Annotated in this window: 25 protein-coding genes; 12 read left to right on the top strand and 13 right to left on the bottom strand. The window is 74.2% G+C overall.

All coding sequences use genetic code 11. From position 1 onward, the window contains the following. The first annotated feature begins 87 nt into the window (after positions 1–87). From metG to JOE35_RS12965, 5 genes are all read left to right on the top strand, one after another. On the top strand, positions 88–1,656 hold the full coding sequence (gene metG, locus JOE35_RS12985) for a methionine--tRNA ligase (protein WP_209561414.1): 1,569 nt from the start codon (positions 88–90) through the stop codon (positions 1,654–1,656). Next, a complete protein-coding gene (locus JOE35_RS12980; RefSeq protein WP_245186111.1) occupies positions 1,653–2,627 on the top strand; it encodes a TatD family hydrolase in 975 nt (324 codons plus the stop codon). The genes metG and JOE35_RS12980 overlap by 4 nt, the downstream gene beginning before the upstream one ends. Continuing rightward, a complete protein-coding gene (rsmA, locus tag JOE35_RS12975) occupies positions 2,627–3,466 on the top strand; it encodes a 16S rRNA (adenine(1518)-N(6)/adenine(1519)-N(6))-dimethyltransferase RsmA (RefSeq protein ID WP_209561413.1) in 840 nt (279 codons plus the stop codon). The genes JOE35_RS12980 and rsmA overlap by 1 nt, the downstream gene beginning before the upstream one ends. Before the next feature lie 200 nt (positions 3,467–3,666). Beyond that, complete coding sequence (locus JOE35_RS12970) at positions 3,667–4,002, top strand: hypothetical protein (RefSeq protein WP_209561412.1); 336 nt, start codon at positions 3,667–3,669, stop codon at positions 4,000–4,002. Positions 4,003–4,015: 13 nt separating this feature from the next. Beyond that, entirely contained in the window at positions 4,016–4,954 is a 939-nt protein-coding gene (locus JOE35_RS12965; RefSeq protein ID WP_209561411.1) for a 4-(cytidine 5'-diphospho)-2-C-methyl-D-erythritol kinase, read from the top strand. 92 nt (positions 4,955–5,046) lie between these two features. On the opposite strand, the gene JOE35_RS12960 is transcribed toward JOE35_RS12965, so the two are convergent. Continuing rightward, a complete protein-coding gene (locus tag JOE35_RS12960; protein ID WP_209561410.1) occupies positions 5,047–6,744 on the bottom strand; it encodes a hypothetical protein in 1,698 nt (565 codons plus the stop codon). Between JOE35_RS12960 and JOE35_RS12955 the strand changes: the two genes are divergently transcribed. Next, complete coding sequence (locus tag JOE35_RS12955; RefSeq protein ID WP_209561409.1) at positions 6,743–7,972, top strand: ThiF family adenylyltransferase; 1,230 nt, start codon at positions 6,743–6,745, stop codon at positions 7,970–7,972. The genes JOE35_RS12960 and JOE35_RS12955 overlap by 2 nt on opposite strands. A gap of 174 nt (positions 7,973–8,146) precedes the next feature. Here JOE35_RS12955 and JOE35_RS12950 read toward each other — a convergent pair whose 3' ends face one another. The 7 genes from JOE35_RS12950 to JOE35_RS12920 all read right to left on the bottom strand — a co-directional run bounded on the left by JOE35_RS12950 (position 8,147) and on the right by JOE35_RS12920 (position 14,533). Beyond that, complete coding sequence (locus JOE35_RS12950) at positions 8,147–8,416, bottom strand: MoaD/ThiS family protein (protein WP_209561408.1); 270 nt, start codon at positions 8,414–8,416, stop codon at positions 8,147–8,149. A gap of 2 nt (positions 8,417–8,418) precedes the next feature. Beyond that, a complete protein-coding gene (gene moaA / locus JOE35_RS12945) occupies positions 8,419–9,531 on the bottom strand; it encodes a GTP 3',8-cyclase MoaA (protein ID WP_209561407.1) in 1,113 nt (370 codons plus the stop codon). A gap of 142 nt (positions 9,532–9,673) precedes the next feature. Beyond that, a complete protein-coding gene (locus JOE35_RS12940) occupies positions 9,674–10,828 on the bottom strand; it encodes a sulfate/molybdate ABC transporter ATP-binding protein (protein ID WP_209561406.1) in 1,155 nt (384 codons plus the stop codon). Beyond that, on the bottom strand, positions 10,825–11,697 hold the full coding sequence (locus tag JOE35_RS12935; RefSeq protein ID WP_307803081.1) for an ABC transporter permease: 873 nt from the start codon (positions 11,695–11,697) through the stop codon (positions 10,825–10,827). Before JOE35_RS12935 ends, JOE35_RS12940 begins: the two co-directional genes overlap by 4 nt. A 10-nt stretch (positions 11,698–11,707) precedes the next feature. After that, entirely contained in the window at positions 11,708–12,562 is an 855-nt protein-coding gene (modA, locus tag JOE35_RS12930) for a molybdate ABC transporter substrate-binding protein (RefSeq protein ID WP_209561404.1), read from the bottom strand. Next, complete coding sequence (locus JOE35_RS12925) at positions 12,559–13,044, bottom strand: molybdopterin-binding protein (protein WP_209561403.1); 486 nt, start codon at positions 13,042–13,044, stop codon at positions 12,559–12,561. Before JOE35_RS12925 ends, modA begins: the two co-directional genes overlap by 4 nt. Before the next feature lie 34 nt (positions 13,045–13,078). Next, positions 13,079–14,533: a glycosyltransferase 87 family protein gene (locus JOE35_RS12920; RefSeq protein WP_209561402.1), complete on the bottom strand. Its 1,455-nt coding sequence runs from the start codon at positions 14,531–14,533 to the stop codon at positions 13,079–13,081. A 66-nt stretch (positions 14,534–14,599) separates the two neighbouring features. On the opposite strand from JOE35_RS12920, the gene JOE35_RS12915 reads away from it, so the two are divergent. Both JOE35_RS12915 and JOE35_RS12910 read left to right on the top strand, forming a co-directional pair. After that, complete coding sequence (locus tag JOE35_RS12915; protein ID WP_209561401.1) at positions 14,600–15,946, top strand: molybdopterin-dependent oxidoreductase; 1,347 nt, start codon at positions 14,600–14,602, stop codon at positions 15,944–15,946. Between the two features lie 50 nt (positions 15,947–15,996). Beyond that, a complete protein-coding gene (locus tag JOE35_RS12910) occupies positions 15,997–16,437 on the top strand; it encodes a hypothetical protein (RefSeq protein ID WP_209561400.1) in 441 nt (146 codons plus the stop codon). Positions 16,438–16,540: 103 nt separating this feature from the next. On the opposite strand, the gene JOE35_RS12905 is transcribed toward JOE35_RS12910, so the two are convergent. The 5 genes from JOE35_RS12905 to JOE35_RS12885 all read right to left on the bottom strand — a co-directional run bounded on the left by JOE35_RS12905 (position 16,541) and on the right by JOE35_RS12885 (position 20,784). Then, the gene (locus tag JOE35_RS12905) at positions 16,541–17,278 is read right to left on the bottom strand and encodes a bifunctional 2-polyprenyl-6-hydroxyphenol methylase/3-demethylubiquinol 3-O-methyltransferase UbiG (RefSeq protein ID WP_209562066.1); all 738 of its coding nucleotides are present in this window, start codon (positions 17,276–17,278) and stop codon (positions 16,541–16,543) included. A gap of 2 nt (positions 17,279–17,280) precedes the next feature. Next, positions 17,281–17,952 carry a DUF2064 domain-containing protein gene (locus tag JOE35_RS12900; protein WP_209561399.1) on the bottom strand — a complete coding sequence of 224 codons (672 nt, stop codon included), beginning with the start codon at positions 17,950–17,952 and terminating at the stop codon, positions 17,281–17,283. Next, positions 17,949–18,617 (bottom strand): glycosyltransferase family 2 protein, encoded by a 669-nt coding sequence (locus JOE35_RS12895; RefSeq protein WP_209561398.1) that lies wholly within the window; start codon positions 18,615–18,617, stop codon positions 17,949–17,951. Before JOE35_RS12895 ends, JOE35_RS12900 begins: the two co-directional genes overlap by 4 nt. A 188-nt stretch (positions 18,618–18,805) precedes the next feature. After that, positions 18,806–19,873 carry an NAD(P)-dependent oxidoreductase gene (locus tag JOE35_RS12890; protein WP_209562065.1) on the bottom strand — a complete coding sequence of 356 codons (1,068 nt, stop codon included), beginning with the start codon at positions 19,871–19,873 and terminating at the stop codon, positions 18,806–18,808. Positions 19,874–19,893: 20 nt separating this feature from the next. Further along, complete coding sequence (locus tag JOE35_RS12885; RefSeq protein WP_209561397.1) at positions 19,894–20,784, bottom strand: MTAP family purine nucleoside phosphorylase; 891 nt, start codon at positions 20,782–20,784, stop codon at positions 19,894–19,896. Positions 20,785–20,822: 38 nt separating this feature from the next. Between JOE35_RS12885 and glp the strand changes: the two genes are divergently transcribed. Genes glp through JOE35_RS12865 form a run of 4 tightly spaced genes read left to right on the top strand, consistent with a single transcriptional unit; the run spans position 20,823 to position 23,673 of the window. Beyond that, positions 20,823–22,073 carry a gephyrin-like molybdotransferase Glp gene (gene glp / locus JOE35_RS12880; RefSeq protein ID WP_209561396.1) on the top strand — a complete coding sequence of 417 codons (1,251 nt, stop codon included), beginning with the start codon at positions 20,823–20,825 and terminating at the stop codon, positions 22,071–22,073. Then, positions 22,066–22,608: a cyclic pyranopterin monophosphate synthase MoaC gene (gene moaC / locus JOE35_RS12875; protein WP_209561395.1), complete on the top strand. Its 543-nt coding sequence runs from the start codon at positions 22,066–22,068 to the stop codon at positions 22,606–22,608. Before glp ends, moaC begins: the two co-directional genes overlap by 8 nt. After that, positions 22,605–23,120, top strand: coding sequence for a molybdenum cofactor biosynthesis protein B (locus JOE35_RS12870; protein ID WP_209562064.1), 516 nt, complete (start codon positions 22,605–22,607; stop codon positions 23,118–23,120). The genes moaC and JOE35_RS12870 overlap by 4 nt, the downstream gene beginning before the upstream one ends. Further along, positions 23,113–23,673, top strand: coding sequence for a molybdenum cofactor biosynthesis protein MoaE (locus JOE35_RS12865; RefSeq protein ID WP_209561394.1), 561 nt, complete (start codon positions 23,113–23,115; stop codon positions 23,671–23,673). Before JOE35_RS12870 ends, JOE35_RS12865 begins: the two co-directional genes overlap by 8 nt. Positions 23,674–23,726 lie beyond the last annotated feature (53 nt).

Raw genomic sequence — 23,726 nt, 5'->3', positions numbered from 1 at the left:
AGGTGGCCTCGAGTGCGCGAAGAGGGCGGCAGCCGAGGAGGCGCGGGCCGCGTCACGGCGTCGGCGGCCGCACCTAAGATGGAGCCCATGCCCGCCGGCGACTCCTTCTTCATCGCAACGCCCATCTTCTACGTCAACGACGTGCCGCACATCGGCCACGCCTACACCGAGGTCGCAGCCGACGTGCTCGCCCGCTGGCACCGCCAGCGCGGCGACGACACCTGGCTGCTCACCGGCACCGACGAGCACGGCCAGAAGATCCTCCGCACCGCGACCAGCCACGACGTCACGCCGCAGGCGTGGGCCGACAAGCTCGTCACCGAGTCCTGGAAGCCGCTGCTCGAGACGGTCGACATCAGCAACGACGACTTCATCCGCACGACCGACGAGCGCCACGAGAAGGGCGTGCAGCGGTTCCTGCAGAAGCTCCACGACGACGGCTACATCTACCAGGGCGAGTTCGAGGGCTACTACTGCGTCGGCTGTGAGGAGTACAAGCAGCCCGCCGACCTGGTCGACGGCACCGGGGCCTTCGAGGGCGAGCAGGTCTGCGCGATCCACTCGAAGCCCGTCGAGCTCCTGAAGGAGAGCAACTACTTCTTCCGGATGAGCGACTTCGAGCAGCGCCTGCTCGACCTCTACGAGTCGCAGCCCGACTTCGTGCAGCCGGAGAACGTCCGCAACGAGATCGTGCAGTTCGTCAAGCAGGGGCTCCGCGACCTCTCGATCTCGCGTCAGACCTTCGACTGGGGCGTCAAGGTCCCGTGGGACGAGAAGCACGTCGTCTACGTCTGGTTCGACGCGCTGCTCAACTACGTCACGGCCATCGGCTACGGCGTCGACGACGAGCAGTTCGACCGTCGCTGGCCAGCGGTGCAGCTCGTCGGCAAGGACATCGCGCGGTTCCACGCCGTCATCTGGCCCGCCATGCTGATGGCCGCGGGCCTGCCAGTGCCGAAGGCCGTCTTCGGCCACGGCTGGCTGCTCGTCGGCGGCGAGAAGATGTCGAAGTCGAAGCTGACCGGCATCGCGCCGCAGCAGATCACCGACGTCTTCGGCGCCGACGCGTTCCGCTACTACTTCATGCGCGCCATCACCTTCGGGCAAGACGGCAACTTCTCGTGGGAGGACATCTCGGCCCGCTACCAGGCCGAGCTCGCGAACGGCTTCGGCAACCTGGCCTCGCGCGTCATCGCCATGATCACCCGCTACTTCGACGGCACCGTGCCCGTCGCGGGCGAGCTGACCTCTGCCGACCTCGCCGTCCGCGAGACCGAGCTGCGCGTCACGGCCGCCGCGGACGGCGCGATGGACCGCTTCGCGATCAACGAGGCCCTCTCGTCGATCTGGGAGCTCGTCGACGTGCTCAACGGCTACATCACCGAGCAGGAGCCCTGGGCCCTCGCCAAGAAGGACGACCAGCGCGAGCGCCTCGCGACCGTGCTCGCCACCGCCCTCCGCGGCCTCGGCACGCTCACCGTGCTGCTGTCGCCGTTCATGCCCACCGCCACCCGCACCCTGTGGGAGGCGATCGGCCAGGGCGAGCTCACCAGCCAGCCCGTCGACCGTGCCGCCGAGTGGTCGAGCGCCCCGACCGTGCAGCCCCTCGCCGCGGGGCTCTTCCCGCGCATCGAGCAGCCCGAGCCGGCCGCATGATGACCGACGAGCGCAGCGGCGACGGCAGCGACGAGCGCAGCGGCAGCAGCCGCGGCGACGCGGCGCCGACGCACGTCCGTCACCGCTCCTCCACCGAGTCGGGCGGGCAGACGCGCGACCTGACCTACCCGCCGAGCCCGCAGGCGCTCGTCGTGCCCGTGTACGACAACCACACGCACCTCGAGATCGCCGACGGTCAGAACGCGCTGGACTACCGCGAGCACCTCGACCGCGCGTCGAGCGTGGGCATCCGCGGCGTCGTCCAGGTCGGCACCGACCTCGAGACCTCGCGCTGGTCGGCCGACATCGCCGCCCGCGAGCCCCGCGTCCTCGCCGCCGTGGCGATCCACCCGAACGAGGCGCCCCTCCTCGCGGCCCGCGGCGAGCTCGCCGACGCGCTCGACGAGATCGACGAGCTCGCGGCACGCCCGCGCGTGCGGGCCGTCGGCGAGACGGGCCTCGACTTCTTCCGCACTGGCGCGGAGGGCCGCGACGCGCAGCTCGAGTCGTTCGCCCGGCACGTCGAGATCGCGAAGAAGCACGACCTCGCCCTGCAGATCCACGACCGTGACGCGCACGACGAGGTCGTCGACCTGCTGCTCGAGCTCGGGGCCCCGGCGCGCACGGTGTTCCACTGCTTCAGCGGCGGCCCCGAGCTGGCGAGCATCCTCGCTGAGAACGGCTGGTACGCCTCGTTCGCGGGCACGGTGACGTTCAAGAACGCCGCGCCGCTCCGCGAGGCCCTCGTGCAGCTGCCGCGCCACCTGGTCATGGTCGAGACGGATGCCCCGTACCTGACGCCGACGCCGTTCCGCGGGCGGCCGAACGCGCCGTACCTCATCCCGCACACGCTGCGGTCGATGGCCGAGACGATCGGCACCGACGTCTCGATGCTCGCCGCGCAGATCTCGTCGAACACCGAGCTGGTCTACGGCTCGTGGACCGACGAGCCCGTGACGGTCGAGGGCTGATGTCGCGCTCGACCCTGCTCGGCCCCGCCGAGATCCGCGACCTCGCCGACGTGCTCGGCATCCAGCCGACCAAGAAGCTCGGCCAGAACTTCGTCCACGACGCCAACACGGTGCGGCGCATCGTCGCCGCGTCCGGTGTCTCGGCCGGCACCTCCGTCGTCGAGATCGGTCCCGGCCTCGGCTCGCTGACCCTCGGCCTGCTCGAGGCCGGCGCGCACGTCGTCGCCGTCGAGATCGACAAGCGCCTCGCCGCCCAGCTGCCGACGACGGTGTCGCTGCTGCAGCCCGCGGCCGATCTCTCGGTGGTCGTCGACGACGCCATGCGCGTCGTCGAGCTGCCCTCGGCGCCGACGCACCTCGTCGCCAACCTGCCCTACAACATCAGCGTGCCGGTGCTGCTGCACTTCCTCGAGCACTTCCCGACCCTGACCCGCGGGCTCGTCATGGTCCAGGCCGAGGTCGGGCTGCGCCTCGCCGCCGAGCCCGGCTCGAAGATCTACGGCTCGCCGAGCATCAAGGCGGCCTGGTACGGCGAGTTCTCGACGGCGGGCCAGGTCAGCCGCCAGGTCTTCTGGCCGGTGCCGAACGTCGACAGCATCCTCGTCGCCTTCGACCGCAAGGAGGCGCGGGGCACCGAAGAAGAACGGCTCGCGGTCTTCGAGCTGGTCGACGCCGCCTTCCAGCAGCGCCGCAAGATGCTGCGCCAGTCGCTGTCGAGCGTCTACGGCTCGTCGGCCGCCGCCTCCGACGCCCTCGTGGCCGCCGGCCTCTCGCCGACCGAGCGCGGCGAGCAGCTGACCGTCGACGACTTCCTGGCACTCGCCCGGGCGACGCGCTGAGCCAGCGACCCGCGGTCATCAGCGACGCGCGCCTGGCCTCGGGCACGGGTCGCAGCATCGAGCAGTGGCTGGCCCTGCTCGACGGGGCGGACGCGACGCGGCTGTCCCACGCGCAGATCGCGCGCCTCCTCGTCGACGAGCACGAGGTCGCCGACTGGTGGGCCCAGTCGATCACGGTGCGCTACGAGCAGGCGCGCGGCATGCCCCTGCCGGGGCAGCAGCCCGACGGCACGTTCGCGGTCGCGGTCAGCCGCAGCCTGCGCGGCGAGCCCCTCGAGCTGCTCGACCTCGCCGTCGAGCGCCTGGCCGAGTTCGCCGGGGGAGCGCCGGAGGAGACCGGCCGCTCGGCGGCTCACCCGACGGCCCGCTGGCGCCTCGACGGCGACGTGCGCCTCGAGCTCCGGGTCTCGCCGGGTGCCGCGGGCAAGTGCGCAGTCAGCCTCACGCAGAGCCGCCTCCGGCTGCCCGAGCGCGTCGAGCCTGCTCGAGAGGCGATGACGAGGGCGTTCCGGGTCATGGGGGACCGACAGAACTGACTAGGTTGGGTCCATGAGCTCCGTGGCCGGCCCGACCGTGGTCCACACCCGTGCCCCGGGCAAGATCAACGTGTTCCTCGCAGTCGGCGACCTGCAGGACGACGGCTACCACGAGCTAGCGACGGCCTACCAGGCGGTGTCCCTCTACGAGGACGTGCGCGCGCGCCGGGCCGACGACTTCACCGTCCGCGTGACTGCAGGCCCCGGGGTCGACGTCTCGGGGGTGCCGACCGACGAGAGCAACCTCGCGGTGCGCGCCGCCCGCCTCCTCGCGGCGACCACCGGCTACCGGGGCGGCGTCGACCTCAGCATCGAGAAGGCGGTGCCCGTCGCCGGGGGCATGGGCGGCGGCTCGGCCGACGCGGCCGCGACGCTGCTGGCCTGCGACGCCCTCTGGGGCACGGGACTCGGCCGCGACGACCTGCTCAAGCTGTCGGCCGAGCTGGGCGCCGACGTGCCGTTCGCCTTCGCGGGCGGCACCGCCGTCGGCACCGGCCGGGGCGACGAGCTCAGCCCGGCCCTCGCCAAGGGGCAGTTCCAGTGGGTGCTGGCCCTGGCCGACTTCGGGCTGTCGACGCCGACCGTCTACCGTGAGCTCGACGAGCACCGGCTGCGCCACTCGAGCGACATCACGCCGGTGCGTCAGCCCGTGGTCGACACAGGCGTGCTGCAGGCGCTCCGGGCGGGCGACGCCGAGCTGCTCGCCGACGTGATGCACAACGACCTCCAGGCGCCGGCCCTGCACCTCGAGCCGGGGCTCGGCCGCGTGCTCGAGCTCGGCGAGGGCAACGGCGCGCTCGCCGGCATCGTCTCGGGCTCCGGGCCGACCGTCGCGTTCCTGGCGCCCGACCTCGACGGGGCCCTCGAGCTGCAGATAGCGCTCAGCGCGGCCCGCCTCACGGTCGTGCGGGCGACGGGTCCGGTGCACGGCGCCCGCGTCATCACCGACTAGGAGGCGCGGGCGCGGCCTCGCTCGCCGCTCGCGCCCTCGGGGGCGCGGCCTGGTCCGCACGGCCGATCCGCGCCTCCTCGGCTCGCGTCGCCTCAGCGCGTGAACTTGAGCACGTTGGTGCGGGTCAGGCCCCACTCCTCGTCGAGCGTGAAGCCGACCGAGCCGAGCTGCTCGGTGACGCGCGGCCGCCAGTCCTGCTTGTCGCTGGTGATGAGCCACACGACGTCGAGGTCGTCGGTGCGGTCGAGCACGTCGCCGAGCGGGTACTGGGTCTCCCAGAGGCCGTCGGTCTCGTAGCCGGGCGTCTCGAGAGTGAAGTCGGACATGCCGCGGAACGCCTCGGGGTAGGTGTCCTGGATGATGCGCGACGTCGCCTTGGGGTGGCGTCGGACGGGCCCGAAGACGACGCCCTCGCGGGTGCCGGGAGCCTCGGTCGCCCGCTCGCCGGCGACGAGGTCGGCGACCTGGTCCCAGGCCGACGAGTCCTTCGCCTCGGGCTGTCGCTGCTCGACGTACGACGGCGAGGTCAGCACGACGGCGACGAGCAGCACCAGTGCGATCACGCGACGCCAGGGGATCGCCGCGATCGCGACGGCCATCGTCATCGCGATGGCGGGCGTGCCGAAGGTCAGGTAGCGCGGCGAGTAGAGCGGGTCGACGACGAGCGAGACGCCCACGAGGCCGACGGTCGGCACGATCATCCAGGGCAGCACGACCTCGGCGAAGCCCCGCGCGGCGGGCACGAGGCGCAGCGCCAGCACGACGAGGGTCGCGCCGGCGCAGACGAGCGCGAAGACGGCGAAGTTCTCGTTGCCCTGGAACCACTGCGTGACGAGCACGCCGCGCAGCGTGCTGAAGCTTGGGCGCTCGATCCAGCTGACCTGGCTGTTCTGCGACGCGATGAACCAGGCCAGCGGCAGGCTCGCGAGGCCGGCCACCCCGGCCCCGGCGAACCAGCCGAGCAGGGCCCGGCGCGACGACCGCACGGAGCCGGAGCGGGAGCCCGGCTCGGGCACGACGGCGACGGCGCCCGTGCGGGCCCACTCGTCGACGGCCGCCCGCTCGGCGGCGTGGTCGCGTCGGTCGCGCAGCACCCGGACGAGCATCGTGAGGGCGTGCCCGACGACGAGCAGGGCGATGTACAGGAAGAACGCGCAGGCGACGACGGCCAGCACGGCGTAGGCAACCCACCAGAGCGCGATCGACCGACGGGTGCGGGCGTGGCCGTCCTCGGCGGTGCGCCGGGCGGCCACGACGAGCACGAGCGTGAGCGCGACGGCGAAGAGCGCCGAGAGGGCGTACGAGCGGCCCTCGCCGCCCATCCATGTCACGCGCGGCAGCAGGACGAAGAGCAGGCCGGCGACCACGGCGGTGCGCCGGTTCACGAGGATGCGGGTAAGGGACACCGTGAGGCCGGCCGCGACGCCGGTGGCGAGGGCGCTCGGCACCCGCAGCGAGGTCGGCGAGTACGGGAACACGTCGAACCACAGGTGCATGAACGCGTAGTAGGCGGCGTGCACGAGGTCGACGGTGTGGATCATGGCCCAGAGCTGGCCCCAGGTGCGGGTGGCGGAGACGACCGTCGCGGCCTCGTCGTACCAGACCGACGGCACCCAGAGGAAGGCACCGGAGACCAGCGTCGCGAGCACGCCGATCAGCACCGCGTCGACGTGACGACGGCCCAGGAGGCGCGCGAGCGACGAGCGCGTCGGCGGCTGCTCGCCGTCGGGGGCGCGGGTTACTGTGGGCGGGGTCGTGTCGTCCGCGGCCGTTCTCCGGAGGTCTGCCATGTCGTCACTGCCCCCTCTCGTCTCGGTCGCGTCGGGCCCGTCGGGGCCGGCGGCCACGGACGAGGCCGACGAGCGCTGGTCGCGCACCGTGCGGCTGCCGGGCTTCGGCCTCGAGGCCCAGGCCCGACTGCGCGCGGCTCGCGTGCTGGTCGTCGGCGCCGGCGGTCTGGGATCTCCGGCTGTCCAATATCTCGCAGCCTCGGGTGTGGGGACGCTGGGAGTGGTCGACGACGACGTCGTCGACCGGTCGAACCTACAGCGTCAGGTGCTCTTCGGACCTGGGGACGTCGGGCTGCCCAAGGCGCGGATCGCGGCCGAGCGCGTGCGCGCGACCGCCCCCGACACGCACGTCGTCGTGCACCCCGTCCGCCTGACGACCGAGACCGCGGCGATCCTCGACGGGTACGACGTCGTCGTCGACGGCAGCGACTCGTTCGACACCTGCTACGTCGTCGCCGACGAGGCCGCTGCCAGGGGCCTGCCCGTCGTCTGGGGCAGCGTCGCCCGGCTCGACGGCCAGGTCAGCGTCTTCTGGGACGCCGCCCCCGACGGCCGTGACGTCGACTACCGCGACCTCCACCCGTCGCCGCCGGCAGGCGGCTGGGACGAGTCGTGTGCCGACGTCGGGGTCCTCGGGCCGCTCTGCGGCACCGTCGGCTCCGTGATGGCCAGCGAGGTCGTCAAGCTCGTGACCGGCGTCGGCGAGCCCCTGCTCGGCCGCGTCGTGACGATCGACGCGGGCACGGCCTCGTGGCGCGAGAGCCGCCTCCGACGGGCGCCGCACCGTGCCGCGGCGCGTGCCGACGCACGGGCTGCTGCGCGGGCTGCGGCGAGCACTCCCGACGAGGAGGCGCGGGCCGGCTCTGGCGAGTCCCTCGCGGCCCAGCCCACCGGCACCCGCAGCCCGGACGTCTCCGCCGACGAGCTCGCCGAGCTGCTCGCGGCACGAGACGCCGGCGAGGCCGCGTTCACGCTGCTCGACGTGCGGGAGCCCGACGAGCACGACTTCGCGCACCTGCCGGGCGATGTCCTCGCGGCCGGTCTCGGCGTCCGCACCCGTCAGCGGCCCGAGCTCGATCCGGAGCTGCCCGTCATCGCGTACTGCGCCCGCGGCCCGCGGGCCCGGGCGGCCGCGGAGCTGCTCGTCGCGGACGGGTTCGACGTCGCCGTGCTCGACGGGGGCATGCTCGGCTGGCAGCTGCGCGCCTCCTCGGCTGCCCGCCCCTGACCCGCGGCGAGCCGCCTCCCGCGCCCCGCCCCGCTCTCGCCAGGGTGAGCCTCGAAATTTGAGAGTGATCCGCCTCACGCGAGTGCCAGGCGCGGGGCAGAACGGCCCCGCGATCGCGGATCTGTCTCGGATTCAGGGAGGGCTGGCCGGCCGGGCCCAGCCAGCATCCCCGGCTCACCCGCCGGCGAAGGGCGGCATCACGTCGACCACGTCGCCGTCGGCCACGACCTGCTCGCGGTCGCGCGTCGTGAGCCCGTCGACCAGGAACGAGCAGCGCAGCAGCACGTCGCGCCAGTCGGCCGCCGACGTGCCCTCGACGGGCCGCACCTCGGTGAGAAGCCGCCCGATCGTCGCGCTCTCGCCGTCCGGCACCTCGACGACCTGCTCGTCACGGCCGACGGCGGCGCGGGCGGCGGCGAAGAACCTCAGGGTCGTGCGGGTCACGGTCAGCCTCCGATGGCGCTCATGGTGCGGACGGGCTGGACGAAGTCGTCCCTGTCGATGCCGTGCGAGGCCGGCTTGGCCCACATGGCGCCGCGCCAGAGGTCGGCGAGCTCGGCGTCGCTCGCCCCGGCGCGCAGCGGGTCGCGGAGCCCCGTCTCGGCGTCGCCGAAGAGGCAGCTGCGCACGCCTCCCTCGGCGGTCAGGCGGGTGCGACGGCAGTCGCCGCAGAACGGCTCGCTGACCGACGCGATGATGCCGACGGTGCCGACGAGGTGGGCCTCCGCGCCGAGGCCGACCGCGTCGAACCGCTCGGCGGGTGCACCGTCGCGCGGTGCGGCGTGCGGGCTGAGGACGAAGCGCTCCGCCAGACGGCCTCGGATGTCGTCGGCCGTCACGAAGGAGGCGCGGTGCCAGGTCCGGTCCGCGTCGAGCGGCATCTGCTCGATGAAGCGCAGCTCGTGCCCCCGGTCGAGCGACCAGGCGAGCAGGTCGGCCGCCTCGTGGTCGTTGACCCCGGGCAGCAGCACGGCGTTGATCTTGATCGGGGTGAGGCCCGCGGCCGCCGCGGCGTCGACGCCGGCGAGCACCTTGTCGAGGAACGGGCGGCGCGTCAGGGTCTCGAAGGTCTCGGCGTGCAGCGAGTCGAGCGACACGTTGATGCGGTCGAGCCCGGCGTCGGCCAGGGCGCGGGCACGCTGCGCGAGGCCGATCGCGTTGGTCGTGAGAGAGATGTCCGGCCGCGGGTCGATCTCGGCGACCCGCCGCACGATGTCGACGAGATCGGCGCGCAGCAGCGGCTCCCCGCCGGTGAAGCGCACCTGGCGGACGCCGAGGTCGCGCACCCCGATGCTCACCAGTCGGACGATCTCGTCGGCGCTGAGGGCCTGGTCCTTGGGCAGCCACGGCAGGCCGTCGGCGGGCATGCAGTAGGTGCAGCGGAGGTTGCAGCGGTCGGTGAGCGACACGCGCAGGTCGGTCGCCGTCCGGCCGAAGCGGTCGAGCAGGCCGGGGGCCGAGTCCGAGCCGGGACGCGCGGGGAGCGAGGCGCTCGCCCCGGCCGTCTCGCCCGCGGCGAGGCGCCGGGGGATCGTGGGCAGACCGAGCGAGACCGTCATCCCCTGAGCGTAGGCGACGTCGCCGTGCGCCGCCGCGCTGTCGGTCGGCAAGAACTGCGAACCGAACGATGAACTGCGAAAGATCGCGGTTCATCGTTCGGTTCGCGGTTCATCACGCAGTACGGCCCCGGCGCTCACGAACTCACGCGATCGTGACGCGTGCAGGGTCGAGCAGCAGCCCGACCCGGTCGCCGCGTCGCAGCCGGGCTCCGTCCGCGGTCGCGAGAGGCAGCTCCGCGACGGCCGAGAGCGACCCCTGGTCGGTGACGACCGTGACGGCCAGCCGCGAGAGGCGTTGCTCGACGCTCACGACGCGCGCCGGGATCGGGACGGGCGCCGCGCCTCCTGCAGGCCCGTCGAGTCCTGTCAGCGTCACCGCGTCGACCGGCACGGACACCCGCGCAGGGCCGTCCGCGAGCGGCCGCTCCGACGAGACGACGAGCCCGCCCGGCAGCAGGGCACGAGCCCCGGAGGCCGTCGCCGCGGTCTCGGCCGGCGTCCACACGGTCGCGCCGGTCAGCGACGCCACGTACGAGGTGTGCGGATCGGTGAGCACCTCGGTCGGCGTCCCGCGCTGCACCACGACGCCGCGCTCGAGCACCACGACGCGGTCGGCGAGCGCGACGGCGTCGACGGGGTCGTGGGTGACGAGCAGGGTCGCGACCCGCACCTCCTGCAGGACGTCCGCGAGGGCCGCCCTCAGGGCCGGTCGCTGTTCGGCGTCGAGGGCCGCCAGCGGCTCGTCGAGCAGCAGGAGGCGCGGGTCGGCCGCCAGCGCGCGCGCCACCGCCACGCGCTGCGACTGGCCGCCGGAGAGCTCGGACGGGCGGCGTCCCGCGAGGTCGCCGAGGCCGACCCTGCGCAGCTCGGCCAGTGCCAGCTCGCGGGCCGCGCGGGCCGAGACCCCCCTGCTTCGGGGGCTGAAGGCGACGTTCTCGAGGGCGCTGAGGTGGGGGAAGAGGCGGTGGTCCTGGAAAACGGTGCCGACACGACGGTCGCGGGCGGGGACGCGGGCGACCGGCCCGTCGTCTGCACCTGGCCCGTCCAGCAGGCGTCCGTCGAGGACGACCCGCGCCCCGTCAGCGGGCAGCAGCCCGGCGAGTGCCCCGAGCGCCGACGACTTGCCCGCGCCGTTCGGGCCGAGCAGGGCGACGACCTCGCCGGGGGCCACGTCGAGGTCGAGCTCGAGCGCGAACGAGCCGCGGGCGACGCGCAGCTGAGCGCTGAGCCCGCCCTCGCCCACGCCGCCCCCACCGCTTCGGCCGAGCTCGCCCTCGCCCGCGCCGTCCCCGCTCACCGCGTCCCCGTCGTCAGCCACCGGTCACGCAGCAGCAACAGCACGCCGACCCCGACCGCCAGCAGCAGCAGCGAGATCGCGACGGCGCTCTCGGGGTCGCTCTGCTGCGCCAGGTAGACGCTCGTCGGGAGGGTCTGGGTGCGTCCGGGGAACGTCCCCGCGAAGGTGATCGTCGCCCCGAACTCGCCGAGGGCCCGTGCGAAGCAGAGCACGGCTCCCGCGCTCACGCCGGGGGCGACCAGGGGCACCGTCACCCGCCGGAACGCGTACCAGCGCGACGCCCCGAGCGAGGCGGCCGCGTCGTCGAGCCCGCGGTCGACGCCGCGCAGCGCTCCCTCGACGCTGAGCACCAGGAACGGCATCGCGACGAACGTCTGTGCGATCACGACGGCCGCGAGCGTGAACGGGATCGTGATGCCGAGGGCCGCGTCGAGCGGGCGGCCGAGCAGCCCGTTGCGCCCGAGCAGGTAGAGCAGGGCGATGCCGCCGACGACGGGCGGCAGCACGAGCGGCACCGTGATGACGGCTCGCAGGAGGCGCCGCCAGATTGCCGGCCACGCGTCGCTGGCCGTCAGCAGCCACGCCAGCGGGACGCCCAGCAGCAGGCTGATCGCGGTCGCGAGCAGCGCGCTCGTGACCGACACCCGCAGGGCGTCGAGCACGGTCTCGCTCGCGAGCCGCTGGCCGAGGGTCGACCACGGGGCGCGCACGAGCAGCGCCACGGCCGGCAGCACGAGCAGCGCCAGCCCGAACAGCGCAGGCACGAGGACGGCGACGGGCAGGCGCCGGTCGCGCAGCTGACGTCGATCACGCGGGACGCGCCGATCAGGCAGCAGCCTGCGGTCACGCTGGTCGGGAGGAAGGCCCACGGCGCCCAGGTCAGCCGACCCTGAAGCCGGCATCGGCGAGCGCGTCCTGGCCGGTCGACGACAGCACGTAGTCGAGGAACGCCTCCGCGAGCTCGGGGTTCGGAGCGTCGGCGAGGCGAGCGGCCAGGTACGAGGTCGTCGGGGTGGACGCGTCGCCGGCCTCGATGCCCTCGACCGAGTCGCCGGCCGCCGCGACGTCGGTCTCGTACACGAGCGCGGCGTCGACCTCGCCGAGCTCGACCTTCGTCAGGGCGCTCTTCACGTCGGGCTCGAGCGTCGCGGGGGCGACGCTCACCCCCTCTGCCTCGAGCACGGTCGTGGCCAGGGCCCCGCAGGGCACCTCGGCCGCGCAGAGGGCGACCTTCACGTCGGGCGAGGCGAGGTCGGCCAGCGACGTCACGTCGCCGGGGTTGCCGGCGGGGACGGCGATCTCCAGGGCGTTGCGCGCGAACGTCTCGGGCTCGCCCTCGGCGAGGCCAGCGTCGGTCACGGTCTTCATGGTGGCGGTGCTGGCGCTGAAGAAGTCGTCGACGGGCGACCCGGCGACGATCTGCTGGGCGAGGGCCGAGCTGCCGCCGTAGCTGACGGTGACGGTCGTCCCCGGGTTGGCGTCTTCGAAGTCGGCCGCGAGGGCGTCGAAGGTCTCGGTGAGGGAGGCGGCAGCCAGCACCGTGATCTCGCCGGTCGGGGCGTCCGTCGGGCTCGCGACGGCCGTGTCGGACGCGGTCGGGTCGTCGCCCGCGCCTCCCGAGGAGCAGGCGCTCAGCACGAGCAGCGCGGCAGCGCCGGCGGCGAGGGCGGCGGGCACGCGCGCGAGGAGCGGGCGACCAGAGGAGGCGCGGGTGCCGCGGCTGAGGATCGTCATCGGTCGTTCTCGTTCTCGTTCTCGTCGTGGTCGTCGTTCGTGGGTGCCGTCTCGCCCAGCCGGCCGAGCGTCACGCTCACGTTCGTCGCCTTCGCGCTCGCGACCACCGGGCTGCCGACCTCGAGGCCGAGCTCGTCGGCTGCCTCCCTGCTGATCAGCGACACGACGCGGAACGGCCCGGCCTGCACGTCGACCTGCGCCATGACCGTGTCGCGGACGATCGCCGTGACGATGCCCGTGAACCGGTTGCGCTCGCTGACGACCGCGCCAGAGGCGTCGCCTCCCGCACCGCCGCGAGGAGGCGCGGCGTGCGCCGCCTGCTCGCTCGCGACGCGGGCCAGCTCCGAGCCGACGACGGCGAGGCGCCCGCCGGGGCCCGGCACGAGCGCCAGCCGTCCGGCATCCGCCCACCGGCGCACGGTGTCGTCCGAGACGCCGACCAGGGCGGCGGCCTCGCTGACGCGGTACAGGGTCTCGCTCATGCCCCGAGCCTAGGCGAACTCCGCACGCACGGCATCAATCGCCAGTAAGGCCCGCTGCTGCGGTTCGGCGAGTCATGAGGCGCCGCATTCGACGTGCGTCGGTGACGACGACGCCCGCCAGGCGTTCCGACCACCCCGGCCCGGCCCGCCAGATCGACACGAGCAGGATGACCAGCACCGCGGTCGCCAGCGACGCCCGCTGCAGGGCCATGTAGGGCTCGAGCTGCCGCACGAGCAGGGCGAGCGGGATCGCGAGCCACTCCCACCGCCCCGTCAGCGCGACGAACGGCACGAGCAGTAGGGCGTACCAGGGGTAGCGCGGGCTGACGGCGACGAGCACCACGCCGATCATGACGAGCTGGCCGAGCCAGGGGCTGTCGACCGGCGTCTTCACCCAGACGAGCGCGGCCGTGACGGCGAGCAGCAGCGCGACGACGGGCGTCGTCCACGCCTCGGGCATGAACGCGGACATGAAGACGAAGCGGGAGCCGTCCTCGTAGCCCTCCTCCGTGAGGTAGCCCGGCAGGTAGCCGAGCACCTGCCAGCCGGTCGTCGCGACGTACGGCACGTAGAGCAGGGCGAACGTGACGATCGAGGCCACGACCACCTTCGCGGGCTGCCGGCGCAGCAGGGCAGGGGCGGAGATCGCCGGGATGAGCTTGGTCGCGACGGCCGCGCCGAGGGCGATGCCGCCGCGCCAGCGGCGACCGGTCGCGACGAGCAGGGTGGCCGCGACGACGAGCACTGCCCCCAGCAGGTCGACGTGCGAGTTGGTGATCCCCTCGCCGACGACGAGCGGGCACCAGCCCCAGAGCGCGGCCCAGCGCGGGTCGAGGCCGCGACGCCGCAGGGTGACCACGAGTGCGACGGTCGTGCCGAACACGAGCAGCGCGCCCGTGAGCTGCAGGGGGAGGAAGCCGACCTCTGGACCCACGAGGGCCCGCACCCCCGCGAAGTACAGCTCGGCGGCGGGCGGGTAGATCGTCGGGACCTCCGGCCGGTTGATCGCCGTGCAGACCACGTCGCCGGTCTCGGTGTCGTAGGCGCGGTGGATCTGCCGGTCGGGCTGGCTGCACCGCTCGCCGATCGTGCCGTCGTCCCGGGTGAAGGGCGCCGCCTCCGGGAAGATCCAGTCGGGGCGCAGGTGGCGCAACTCGCCCGAGTCGGGGGTGTGCGCGTAGGGAGAGATGCCGTTCACCTGGACGATGCCGTCCCAGGCGTAGCGCGCCGGGTCGGTGCTCGTGTTCGGGTCGCCCGTCAGGGCCGCTCCGCCGACCAGGGCCGTGCCCGCGAGCACGAGCGCCGTGACCGCCCTGGCGGGCACCCGACGCAGCAGCAGCAGGGCCACGACGAAGAAGGCCCAGCACACCGCCGTCCACACCACGTAGGAGGCGCGGAGCTCCTCCCGCAGGAATCCGAGCTCGAGAACGCCCCACGCCACGGACGCCGCCAATCCGGTGACGGCGACGGCCGCGAATAGAGTACGCACCTGTCCAGTCTGGTCGACACCGGCCTGGGAGTCCGCGACCGCGCACGTCGAGCCGAGATGAAGCCCATGAGACGCCTGCTCCTCACCCTCCGCACCGCGGCGTCGTCGCCGGTGCGGAACGCGCGCTCGGCGACCGTGCTCGGGAGGCTGCTCGGCGCGGCGTTCCTGATCTGCCTGCTCACCGGCCTCTACAGCCACTTCCTGCAGGAGCCCGCCTCGTGGATGCGGTTCCCCACCTCGCCCGTGTGGCTCTACCAGGTGACGCAGGGCATCCACATCACGGCCGGCATCGCGTCGATCCCGCTCTTGCTCGGCAAGTTGCACGCCGTGTTCCCGCAGTTGTTCCAGCACCCTCCGGTGCGGCACCCGGTGCAGGTGCTCGAGCGCGCCTCCATCGCCCTGTTCGTGGCGACGTCGGTGCTGCAGCTCGTCACCGGCCTGCTCAACACGTACCAGTGGTACCCGTGGCCGTTCCCGTTCAAGCAGGTGCACTTCGCCCTGTCGTTCGTGATCATCGGGTCGCTGGCGGTGCACATCGCCGTCAAGCTGCCGCTGATCACGCGCTACTGGCGGGCCCGCGACAGCTACGACGCCGAGGGCCGGTTCGTCGAGCCTGCGGGCGAGCTCGACCCGGCACGGGCCGAGCACGAGGCCGTGCGCGAGCTCGCGCGGATGCGCCGCGACGAGGCTCCGACCTCGACCTCGCAGCCTGACGCTGGCGCCGCGCCGACCGACGCGCCACAGCCCAGGGGGCTGGTCGGCCGCGTCACGCGCTGGATCGACGACGCCCGCGAGCCCGAGCGCGACCCTGCCCGCGCTCGCGTGTCGCGTCGTGGCTTCTTCGGCGCGGTCGGCGCCTCCACCGTCGGCGTCGTCGCGCTGACCGCCGGCCAGTCGTTCACGCCGCTGCAGCCGCTCAACGCCTTCGGCCCCCGCCAGCGCGGCATCGGCCCGAACGACCTGCCGGTCAACCGGACCGCCTCGGCGGCCAAGGTGCTCGAGACCGCGATGGACCCCGACTGGCAGCTCACGATCGCCCACGGCGAGCGCACGATGGCCTTCACCGCCGCCGACCTGGAGGCGATGGCCCAGGGCGACGAGCGCCTCCCCATCTCGTGCGTCGAGGGCTGGAGCCAGACCGCGCACTGGCGCGGCCCGCGGCTGGTCGAGCTGATGGCGCTCGTGGGGGCGCCCGCCGACCGGTCGCTGCGCGTCACGAGCCTGGAGGCGAAGGGCGGCTACCGGGTCATGCTGATGGGCCCCGAGTACGCCACCGACCCCGCAACGCTCGTCGCCCTCGAGGTGAACGGCGGACGGCTCGACATCGAGCACGGCTACCCCGCCCGGATGATCGCCCCCGGGCGCCCCGGCGTCCTGCAGACCAAGTGGCTCAGCCTGATCGAGGTGATCTGATGACGCGCTCGTCGGCCGTTCCTGCCGTCCCCGCCTCCAAGGGACGCAGAGTGCGCGTGACCCGGGCGGTGCTCCTCCTCGTCGGCGTCGCCCTGATCGGCCTCGGCGGCTGGGTGCTCACCGAGACCGTGTCGCCGACGCGCTACGGCGGGCTGCTCGTCTGGCTGATCGGCGGCGTCATCGCCCACGACGCGATCATCGCCCCGCTCGTGGCCGGCGTGGCCGTCCTCCTCGGCCGGACCGGTCGGCGGATCCGCCCTGCCGTCCTCGCCATCCTCCAGGTCGGGGTCGTCCTCGGCGTCGTGCTGTCCCTCGTCGTCGTGCCCGAGATCATCGCCAAGGCCCGCGGGACGAAGAACGAGACCGTCCTGCCGTTCGACTACGGCGTCCGGCTCGGGGTGGCCTGGCTGGTCGTCGCCGTGGTCACGGCGCTCGCCGTGGTCGTGTGGACCGTGCTGGCGCGCCGTCGCGAGGCGCGCCGCGCGGCCTGACCCGATCGGTCGCCCGGGCGGGGCCAGAGCCCGGGACGACGCAGAAGCGACGAACCGACGTGATTTCCCACGTCGGTTCGTCGCTTCTGCGTCGGTCGGCGGCCTAGGAGGCGCGGACGAGTCGGCAGAACGTGCGGCGGCCGACCGACCACGTCTGCGACACGCGCAGGCCCGCGGCGGCGGCGTGCCGGCCGAGCGCCTCGCGGCCGACCTCGGCCCACGGGAACGTCGCGCTCGCGCGGCCCTGCTCGTCGACGACCTGGGCGTCGTAGGCGACGTCGACCGCCGGGTCGGCCGCGGTCTCGACGACTACCGACCCCGTGGGGGCGACCACCGAGGAGGCGCGGGCGACGAGCGCGGTCGGGTCGCCGCCGATCCCGATGTTGCCGTCGAGCAGCAGGGCGACGTCCCACGTCCCCTCGCCCGGCAGCGCGTCGAAGACCGAGCCCGCCACGACGGGCAGCCCGGCGTCGACGGCCATCGCGACCGCGGTGACGCTGACGTCGACGCCGAGGGTGCCGAGCCCGCGGTCGACGGCGGCGCGCACCATCCGGGCGGGGCCGCAGCCGATGTCGAGCACGGAGGAGGCGTCGAGGATGGTGCTGAGGTCGGCGACGTCGGCGCCGCGGCTCCAGCGGGCGACGTCGAACGCGTCGAGGTCCGCGGCGGTGTGGTCCGCGGCGGTGTGGTCCGCCGCGTCACGGACGCTGTCGACCGGGCGCGAGCCCTGGCGGTCAGTGCCGGGGGAGCGGACGAGCTGGAGGCGTCCCTCGCGGCGGAGGGCGCGGGCGTACGGCTCCGCGCCTCCGGAGCCGAAGGTGGGCTGGGGGTCGGCGGTCATGGTCACGAGAGGGTCTCCTCGGGGGTGGGCCGGGAGGCGTCGGGACTGCCTGCGGTGATGGGGTCGAGTCGGCGCAGGGCCTGCGCGAAGAGGGTGTCGGGCCCGGCGGCGGCCGCGAGCCGGGCGTCGTCGATCGTGTCGACGTCGACGAGCTCGGGCAGGGTCCTGACTCGGAGGCCGGCCGCGGCGAGGCGGCGCAGCTGGTGGGCACCGGTGTCGTCCTGCGACATCGGGACGCCGCGGAGCAGGTCGCCGGTGGGCCGCTCCAGGCCGAGGGCCCAGAAGCCGCCGTCGTTCGCCGGGCCGAACCAGGCGTCGACGTCGTCGGCCGGGTCGTCGAAGGCAGGGGCGAGATCGGCGACCGTGAGCTGTGGGGTGTCCATGCCGACGAGCACGGTGCGGCCGTCTACCTCGTCGAAGAGGGCTCCGAGACGTGCGTCGAGGCCGCCGCCGATCTGGTGCATCACATCGAAGTCTTCGGAGCCGGGGGGCGTTCGGTTGCCGTCGAAGAGCAGGACGCGTCGGGTGGCCGGCAGCTGACGCACCACGGCGAGGGTGTCCTGGATCGCCGCGGCCGCCACCTCGGCGGCCTGCTCGAGGCTCAGGGGAGGGTGCAGGCGCGTCTTGACCTTGCCCGGCAGGGTCTCCTTGCAGATCACCACGACGGTCGTCATCGGCCTGCCTCCCTGAGCAGGCGCGACATGTCGCCCACGGCCCGGGCGGTGCCGCGGATCGTGCCGGTCACCTTGCTGCGGCCGACGCGGGGCGAGTACGGAACGTCGAGCTCGTGGATGCGCCAGCCTGCCTCGGAGGCGCGCAGCACCATCTCGAGCGGGTAGCCGCTCCGGCGGTCGAGCAGCCCGAGGCCGAGCAGTCCCTCGCGGCTGGCGACGCGCATCGGGCCGAGGTCGTGCAGGGCGACGCCGGAGGCGCGGCGCATCAGGTGGGCGAGCACGCGGTTCGCGACGCGGGCGTGGAACGGCCAGGCGCCGCGGGTCGTCGGTCGCCGACGCCCCAGCACGAGCTCGGCCTCGCCCGACAGGACGGGTGCGGCGAGCGTCGGGAGGTCGGCGGGGTCCATCGAGGCGTCGGCGTCGCAGAAGGCCACGTACGGCGCGGTGGCGGCCTCGAGGCCGGCGTGGGCGGCTGCGCCGAAGCCGCGGCGCGCCTCCTCGACGACCAGGGCGCCGTGCTGCCTCGCGACGTCGGCCGAGCCGTCGGTCGAGCCGTTGTCGACGACGATCGCGCGCCACCCGTCCGGCAGGCGTCCGAGCACCCAGGGCAGAGCCCCTGCCTCGTCGAGACAGGGGAGCACGACGTCGACCTGGGGACTGCTCATCCTGTCGACGATACGGACGCCGCCTTGGGAGGGGCCGAGCCTGCCCCGGACGGGGGGTGCCGACCCTGCTCGGTCCTCCCGGCCTCCCTGGGCCTGGAGGACGGGCGGGTCCGTCGCGCACGGTCCGTGTCGACGGACCGTCGGCGACGAACTGGCCCGTGCCGTCCCTCAGACGTGCAGGCGCGGCGTCAGCTGCCGACGGCGGCGCGCAACGGGGCCGTCGCGAACTCGTGCATGCCCTCCTCGAACGAGACCGCCGGGCTCCAGCCGAGCTCGTCCCGGAGGCGGGCCGACGACGCCGTGACGTGGCGCACGTCGCCCGCGCGGTACTGGCCGGTGACGACGGGAGCGGGCCCGCCGGCCTCGCGGGCCAGCGCCTCCGCCATCTCGCCGATCGTGTGCACGGTGCCGCTGCCGACGTTGAAGGCCCTGAACGAGTCGGGCTGCTGCGAGCCCGTCCAGTCGAGGGCCGCCAGGTTGGCCGAGGCGATGTCGCGCACGTGCACGAAGTCGCGTCGCTGGGCGCCGTCCTCGTAGACGCGGGGCGCCTCGCCGCGCTCGAGCGCCGACCGGAACAGCGACGCGACGCCGGCGTACGGGGTGTTCTGCGGCATGCCCGGCCCGTAGACGTTGTGGTACCGCAGGGCGGCGGCACGACCGCCGGTGCTGCGGGCCCACGAGGTCGACAGGTGCTCCTGCGTGAGCTTCGTGATCGCGTAGACGTTGCGGGGGTCGAGCGGGGCGTCCTCCGAGATGAGCTGCGGCTCGAGCAGCTGGCCGTCGGCGTCGCGCGGGTCGAAGACGCCCGCGTCGAGGTCGGCGATGCGGCGCGGCGCCGGTCGCTCGGTCTCGCCCGCGCTCGTTCGGTAGCTTCCCTCGCCGTAGACGACCATCGACGAGGCGACGACGAGCCGGTCGACGCCCGCCCTGTCCATCGCGGCGAGCAGCACGGCCGTGCCGTGCTCGTTGCTGTCGACGTAGTCGGGGGCGTCCTGGAAGTCGACGCCGAGGCCCACCTTGGCCGCCTGGTGGCAGACGGCGTCGACGCCGACGAGCGCCGCGTCGACGACCGCCGCGTCGCGCACGTCGCCGTGGACGAAGTCGACCCGGGGGTCGAGCGTCGGCGGACCGCCGTGGACGTCGGGGCGCAGCGAGTCGAGCACCCGCACCGACCAGCCGCGGTCGAGGGCCTGAACGACGACGGCCGAGCCGATGAAGCCGGCGCCGCCCGTCACGAGCAGCAGCCCCGGCGCCACGGAGGCGCCCGTCGCGTCGCTCACGACGTCGCCGAGCGCACGGGGCGCGCGAGCACCGCCGCGGTCGCGGCCGCCGGGACCAGCTCACGCGGCGCGTAGTCGGCCGGGAGTCCCGCGACGATCGCCTCGATGGCGGCGACGATGCGCGGCTGGGCCGCGGCGAGACGCTCCATCACGAGCTGGTGGCTGACGGCGTCGCCGTCGGTGCCCTCCTGGCCCTCCTCGGGCGCGAGGCCGGCGTCACTGTCGGTGACGAACGAGATGTTCACGGCGCCCATGCCGAGCTCCAGCGTGAGTGGCACCTCCGGGTACATCGTCATGTTGATCGTGTGCGCCCCGGCGGCGCGGAACCAGAGCGACTCGGCCCGGGTCGAGAAGCGCGGGCCCTGGATGACGACGCAGGTGCCGGTCGGGGCGAACGGCTCGCCCTGGGCCTCGAGGGCCGAGACGGCGGCGGCGCGCAGCACCGGGTCGAACGGGTCGGCCGCCACGAGGTGCTGCACCCCGCCCTCGACGTCGAAGAAGGTGTCGGGGCGGCCCCAGGTGCGGTCGATGAACTGGTCGGTGACGACCATGGTGCCCGGCGGGTACTCGGGGCTGACGCCGCCCACGGCGGACGACGACACGACCGCTCTCGCGCCCAGCGAGGCGAGCGCCCAGACGTTCGCTCGGAAGTCGATGCGGTGCGGGGGCACCGAGTGCCCCTTGCCGTGGCGGGTGAGGAAAGCGACGGTCTTGCCGCCCATCTCGCCGATCGTCACCTCGCTCGACGTCGGCCCGTAGGGGGTCTCGACGATGTGGCTCGTCGCCGTGCCGGGCGCGAACAGCGAGTAGAGGCCGGAGCCGCCGATGACGGCGACGTCGACTCGGGGGAGGCCGGAGGACGAGGGGGAAGAGGAGGTGTCGGTCACGCTCGCTACGCTATCGACGACCGCCGTGAGAGGAACCCGTGCGCACAGTCGAGCAGCACCAGAGCGTCGTCCGGGCACTGGTGGAGGAGGCGCTGGCGCTGCGACCTGTGGAGTCGCTGCCCGTCGACCCGGCCCGCATCGCGGCCGAGCCCGAGCGGCACCGCCGACGCGTCCTCGCCGCCGACGTCGTCGCGCCGCTCGACCTGCCGCCCTTCGCCAACTCGCAGATGGACGGCTACGCCCTCGCCGCCCCCGACGCCGCCCGCTCCGGCGACCTCGACCTGGTGGTCGTCGACCCGATCCCGGCAGGCCGTACCGGTCCCGCCCTCCGCCCCGGCACCGCCGCGCCGATCATGACCGGCGCCGCGGTCCCCGAGGGCGCCGTCGCCGTCGTCCCGATCGAGCGCGCCGACCCGGCCGCGTTCCCCGCCGCGGGCAGCAGCGCCCGCGTCGTCCTGCAGGGCCCCGTGGCCGAGGGGACCTTCGTCCGCGCCGCCGGCAGCGACGTCTCCGCCGGCAGCGTCCTGCTGCGCGCCGGCACGGTGCTGACCCCCGCGCGCTGGGGGGTGCTGGCCGCCTCCGGGCTCGCGACCGTCGAGGTCGTCCGCCGCCCGCGCCTCCTGCTGGTGTCGACGGGCGAAGAGCTGAGCGCGCCCGGTGCCGTGCTCGTGCCCGGGACGATCCACGACGCCAACGGCGCCGGCCTCGCTGCCGCCCTGGTCGACGTCGGCGCCGACGTGGTCGTCGAGCGCGTCTCCGACGACGCCGACGCGCTGCTCGCCGTCGTGGCCCGGCACGCCGGGTCGGTCGACCTCGTGCTGACGACCGGAGGCGTCAGCGCCGGCGCGTACGAGGTCGTCCGCGACGCCTTCGAGACGGCGGGCGTGGTCTTCGGGCACGTGGCGATGCAGCCCGGCGGCCCGCAGGGCTGGGGCACGATCGCCGTGCACGACCGCCGCCTGCCCGTCGTCTGCTTCCCGGGGAACCCGGTCAGCGCGCTCGTCTCGTTCGAGGCGTTCCTGCGGCCGGTGCTGCACGACGCCACCGGCGTCGGCGAGCCGCGCCGACACCGCACGGCGCCGATGGGCGAGGCAGCCGACTCGCCCGTCGGCAAGCACCAGCTCCGGCGGGGGCGTCTCGACGTCGACGGACGGGTCGTGCTCGTGGGCGGCCCGAGCTCGCACCTCCTGGCCGCGCACGCCGCGGCGACCGTGCTCGTGCACGTGCCGGTCGGCGTCGACCGGCTCGACGAGGGCGACGAGGTCGTAGTCTGGACGCTCGATGAGTGACGATGCGCACGGCGCCCCGCCCGCGTCGACCGGGCAGCAGCCGGTCGGCGACCTCACCCACGTCCGGGCCGACGGATCGGCCCACATGGTCGACGTCACGGGCAAGGCCGAGACCAGCCGCGAAGCCGCCGCGCAGGCCGTGCTGACGACACGGCCCGACGTCGTCGCCCGCCTGGTCGACGGCACGCTGCCCAAGGGCGAGGCGCTCGGCACCGCGCGCATCGCCGGCATCATGGCCGCGAAGCAGACGCCGGCCCTCATCCCGCTCTGCCACCCCCTGCCGCTCGGCGCGATCACGGTCGACTTCGAGACCGACGCCGGGGCCGAGACCGGAGCCGAGGAGGCGTCGGTCACCGTCGTCGCGCGCGTCCGGACCCGAGGCGTCACGGGAGTCGAGATGGAGGCGCTGACCGCCGCCACCGTCGCGGCCCTCACCCTCTTCGACATGATCAAGGCCGTCGACCACCTCGCCGTGATCGGCGACGTCAAGGTGCTCCAGAAGAGCGGCGGCAAGAGCGGGGCGTGGGCGAGATGACGACGACGCCGCCCGCCGCCGAGCAGCCTGCCGGGGGCCCGCGGCGCGCCGTCGTGGTCGTCGCCTCCACCCGAGCCGCCGCCGGGACGTCGCCCGACCTCACCGGCCCGGTGATCCGCGACTGGTTCGCCGCCCGCGGCTGGCTGGCGGACGAGCCGGTCGTCGTCGCCGACGGAGCCCCCGTGGGCGAGGCGCTCGCCGCAGCGGTCGCGCAGGGCGTCGACGTCGTCCTCACCACCGGCGGCACCGGCCTCACGCCCACCGACCGCACCCCCGAGCAGACCGCTCCGCTGCTGGACCGCGAGATCCCCGGCATCGCCGAGGAGCTGAGGAGGCGCGGCACCGCAGCAACCCCCACGGCCGTGCTCTCGAGAGGCCTCGCCGGGGTCGCCGGCCGTACCGTCGTCGTCAACCTGCCCGGCTCCCGCGGGGGAGTGCGCGACGGCCTCGCCGTCCTCGACCCCCTGATCGACCACCTGCTCGACCAGCTCTCCGGAGGCGCTCATGACTGACTCCCTCGACAGCGCACGACCCGGCGAGGGCCCTGCCCTCAGTGCCGCGGGAGAAGAGGCAGCCGCCGACGCCGTCCTCGAGGCCGAGGGAGGGGACCCCGACGCGGTGGCGACCCCGACCGGCCCCAGCGGGCGCGTGCTGCTCGCCGAGGTGGTCGAGACGGTGCTGTCGGCAGCGGAGTGCTCCCTGATCGTCGAGAGCCGCGCCTCCGGGGCGGTCGTGACGTTCGAGGGCGTCGTCCGCGACCACGACGGCGGCCGCGACGTGACCGCTCTGCACTACGAGCGGCACCCGTCGGCCGGCGACGTCATGGGCGCGGTCGCCGAGCAGATCGCTGCCGAGCACCCCGCCGTCACGATCGCCGTGCAGCACCGCGTCGGCGACCTCGACATCGGCGACGTCGCGCTCGCCTGCGCCGTCGCCTCGCCTCACCGGGCCGAGGCCTTCGACGCCTGCGCGGCGCTCGTCGACCTGGTCAAGGAGCGCCTGCCGATCTGGAAGCGCCAGGCGTTCACGGACGGCCCCGACGAGTGGACGGCCTCGCTGGGCTGAGCGTCGGCGCACGGCTCCGCGAGGGCCGTGGGCGGCCCGGTCCCGCCGGTCAG

This window comes from Frigoribacterium sp. PvP032 (genome assembly GCF_017833035.1).
GTDB lineage: Bacteria > Actinomycetota > Actinomycetes > Actinomycetales > Microbacteriaceae > Frigoribacterium.
Note: the sequence above shows the minus strand (reverse complement) of the source record. Positions and strands in the feature narration are given on the sequence as shown.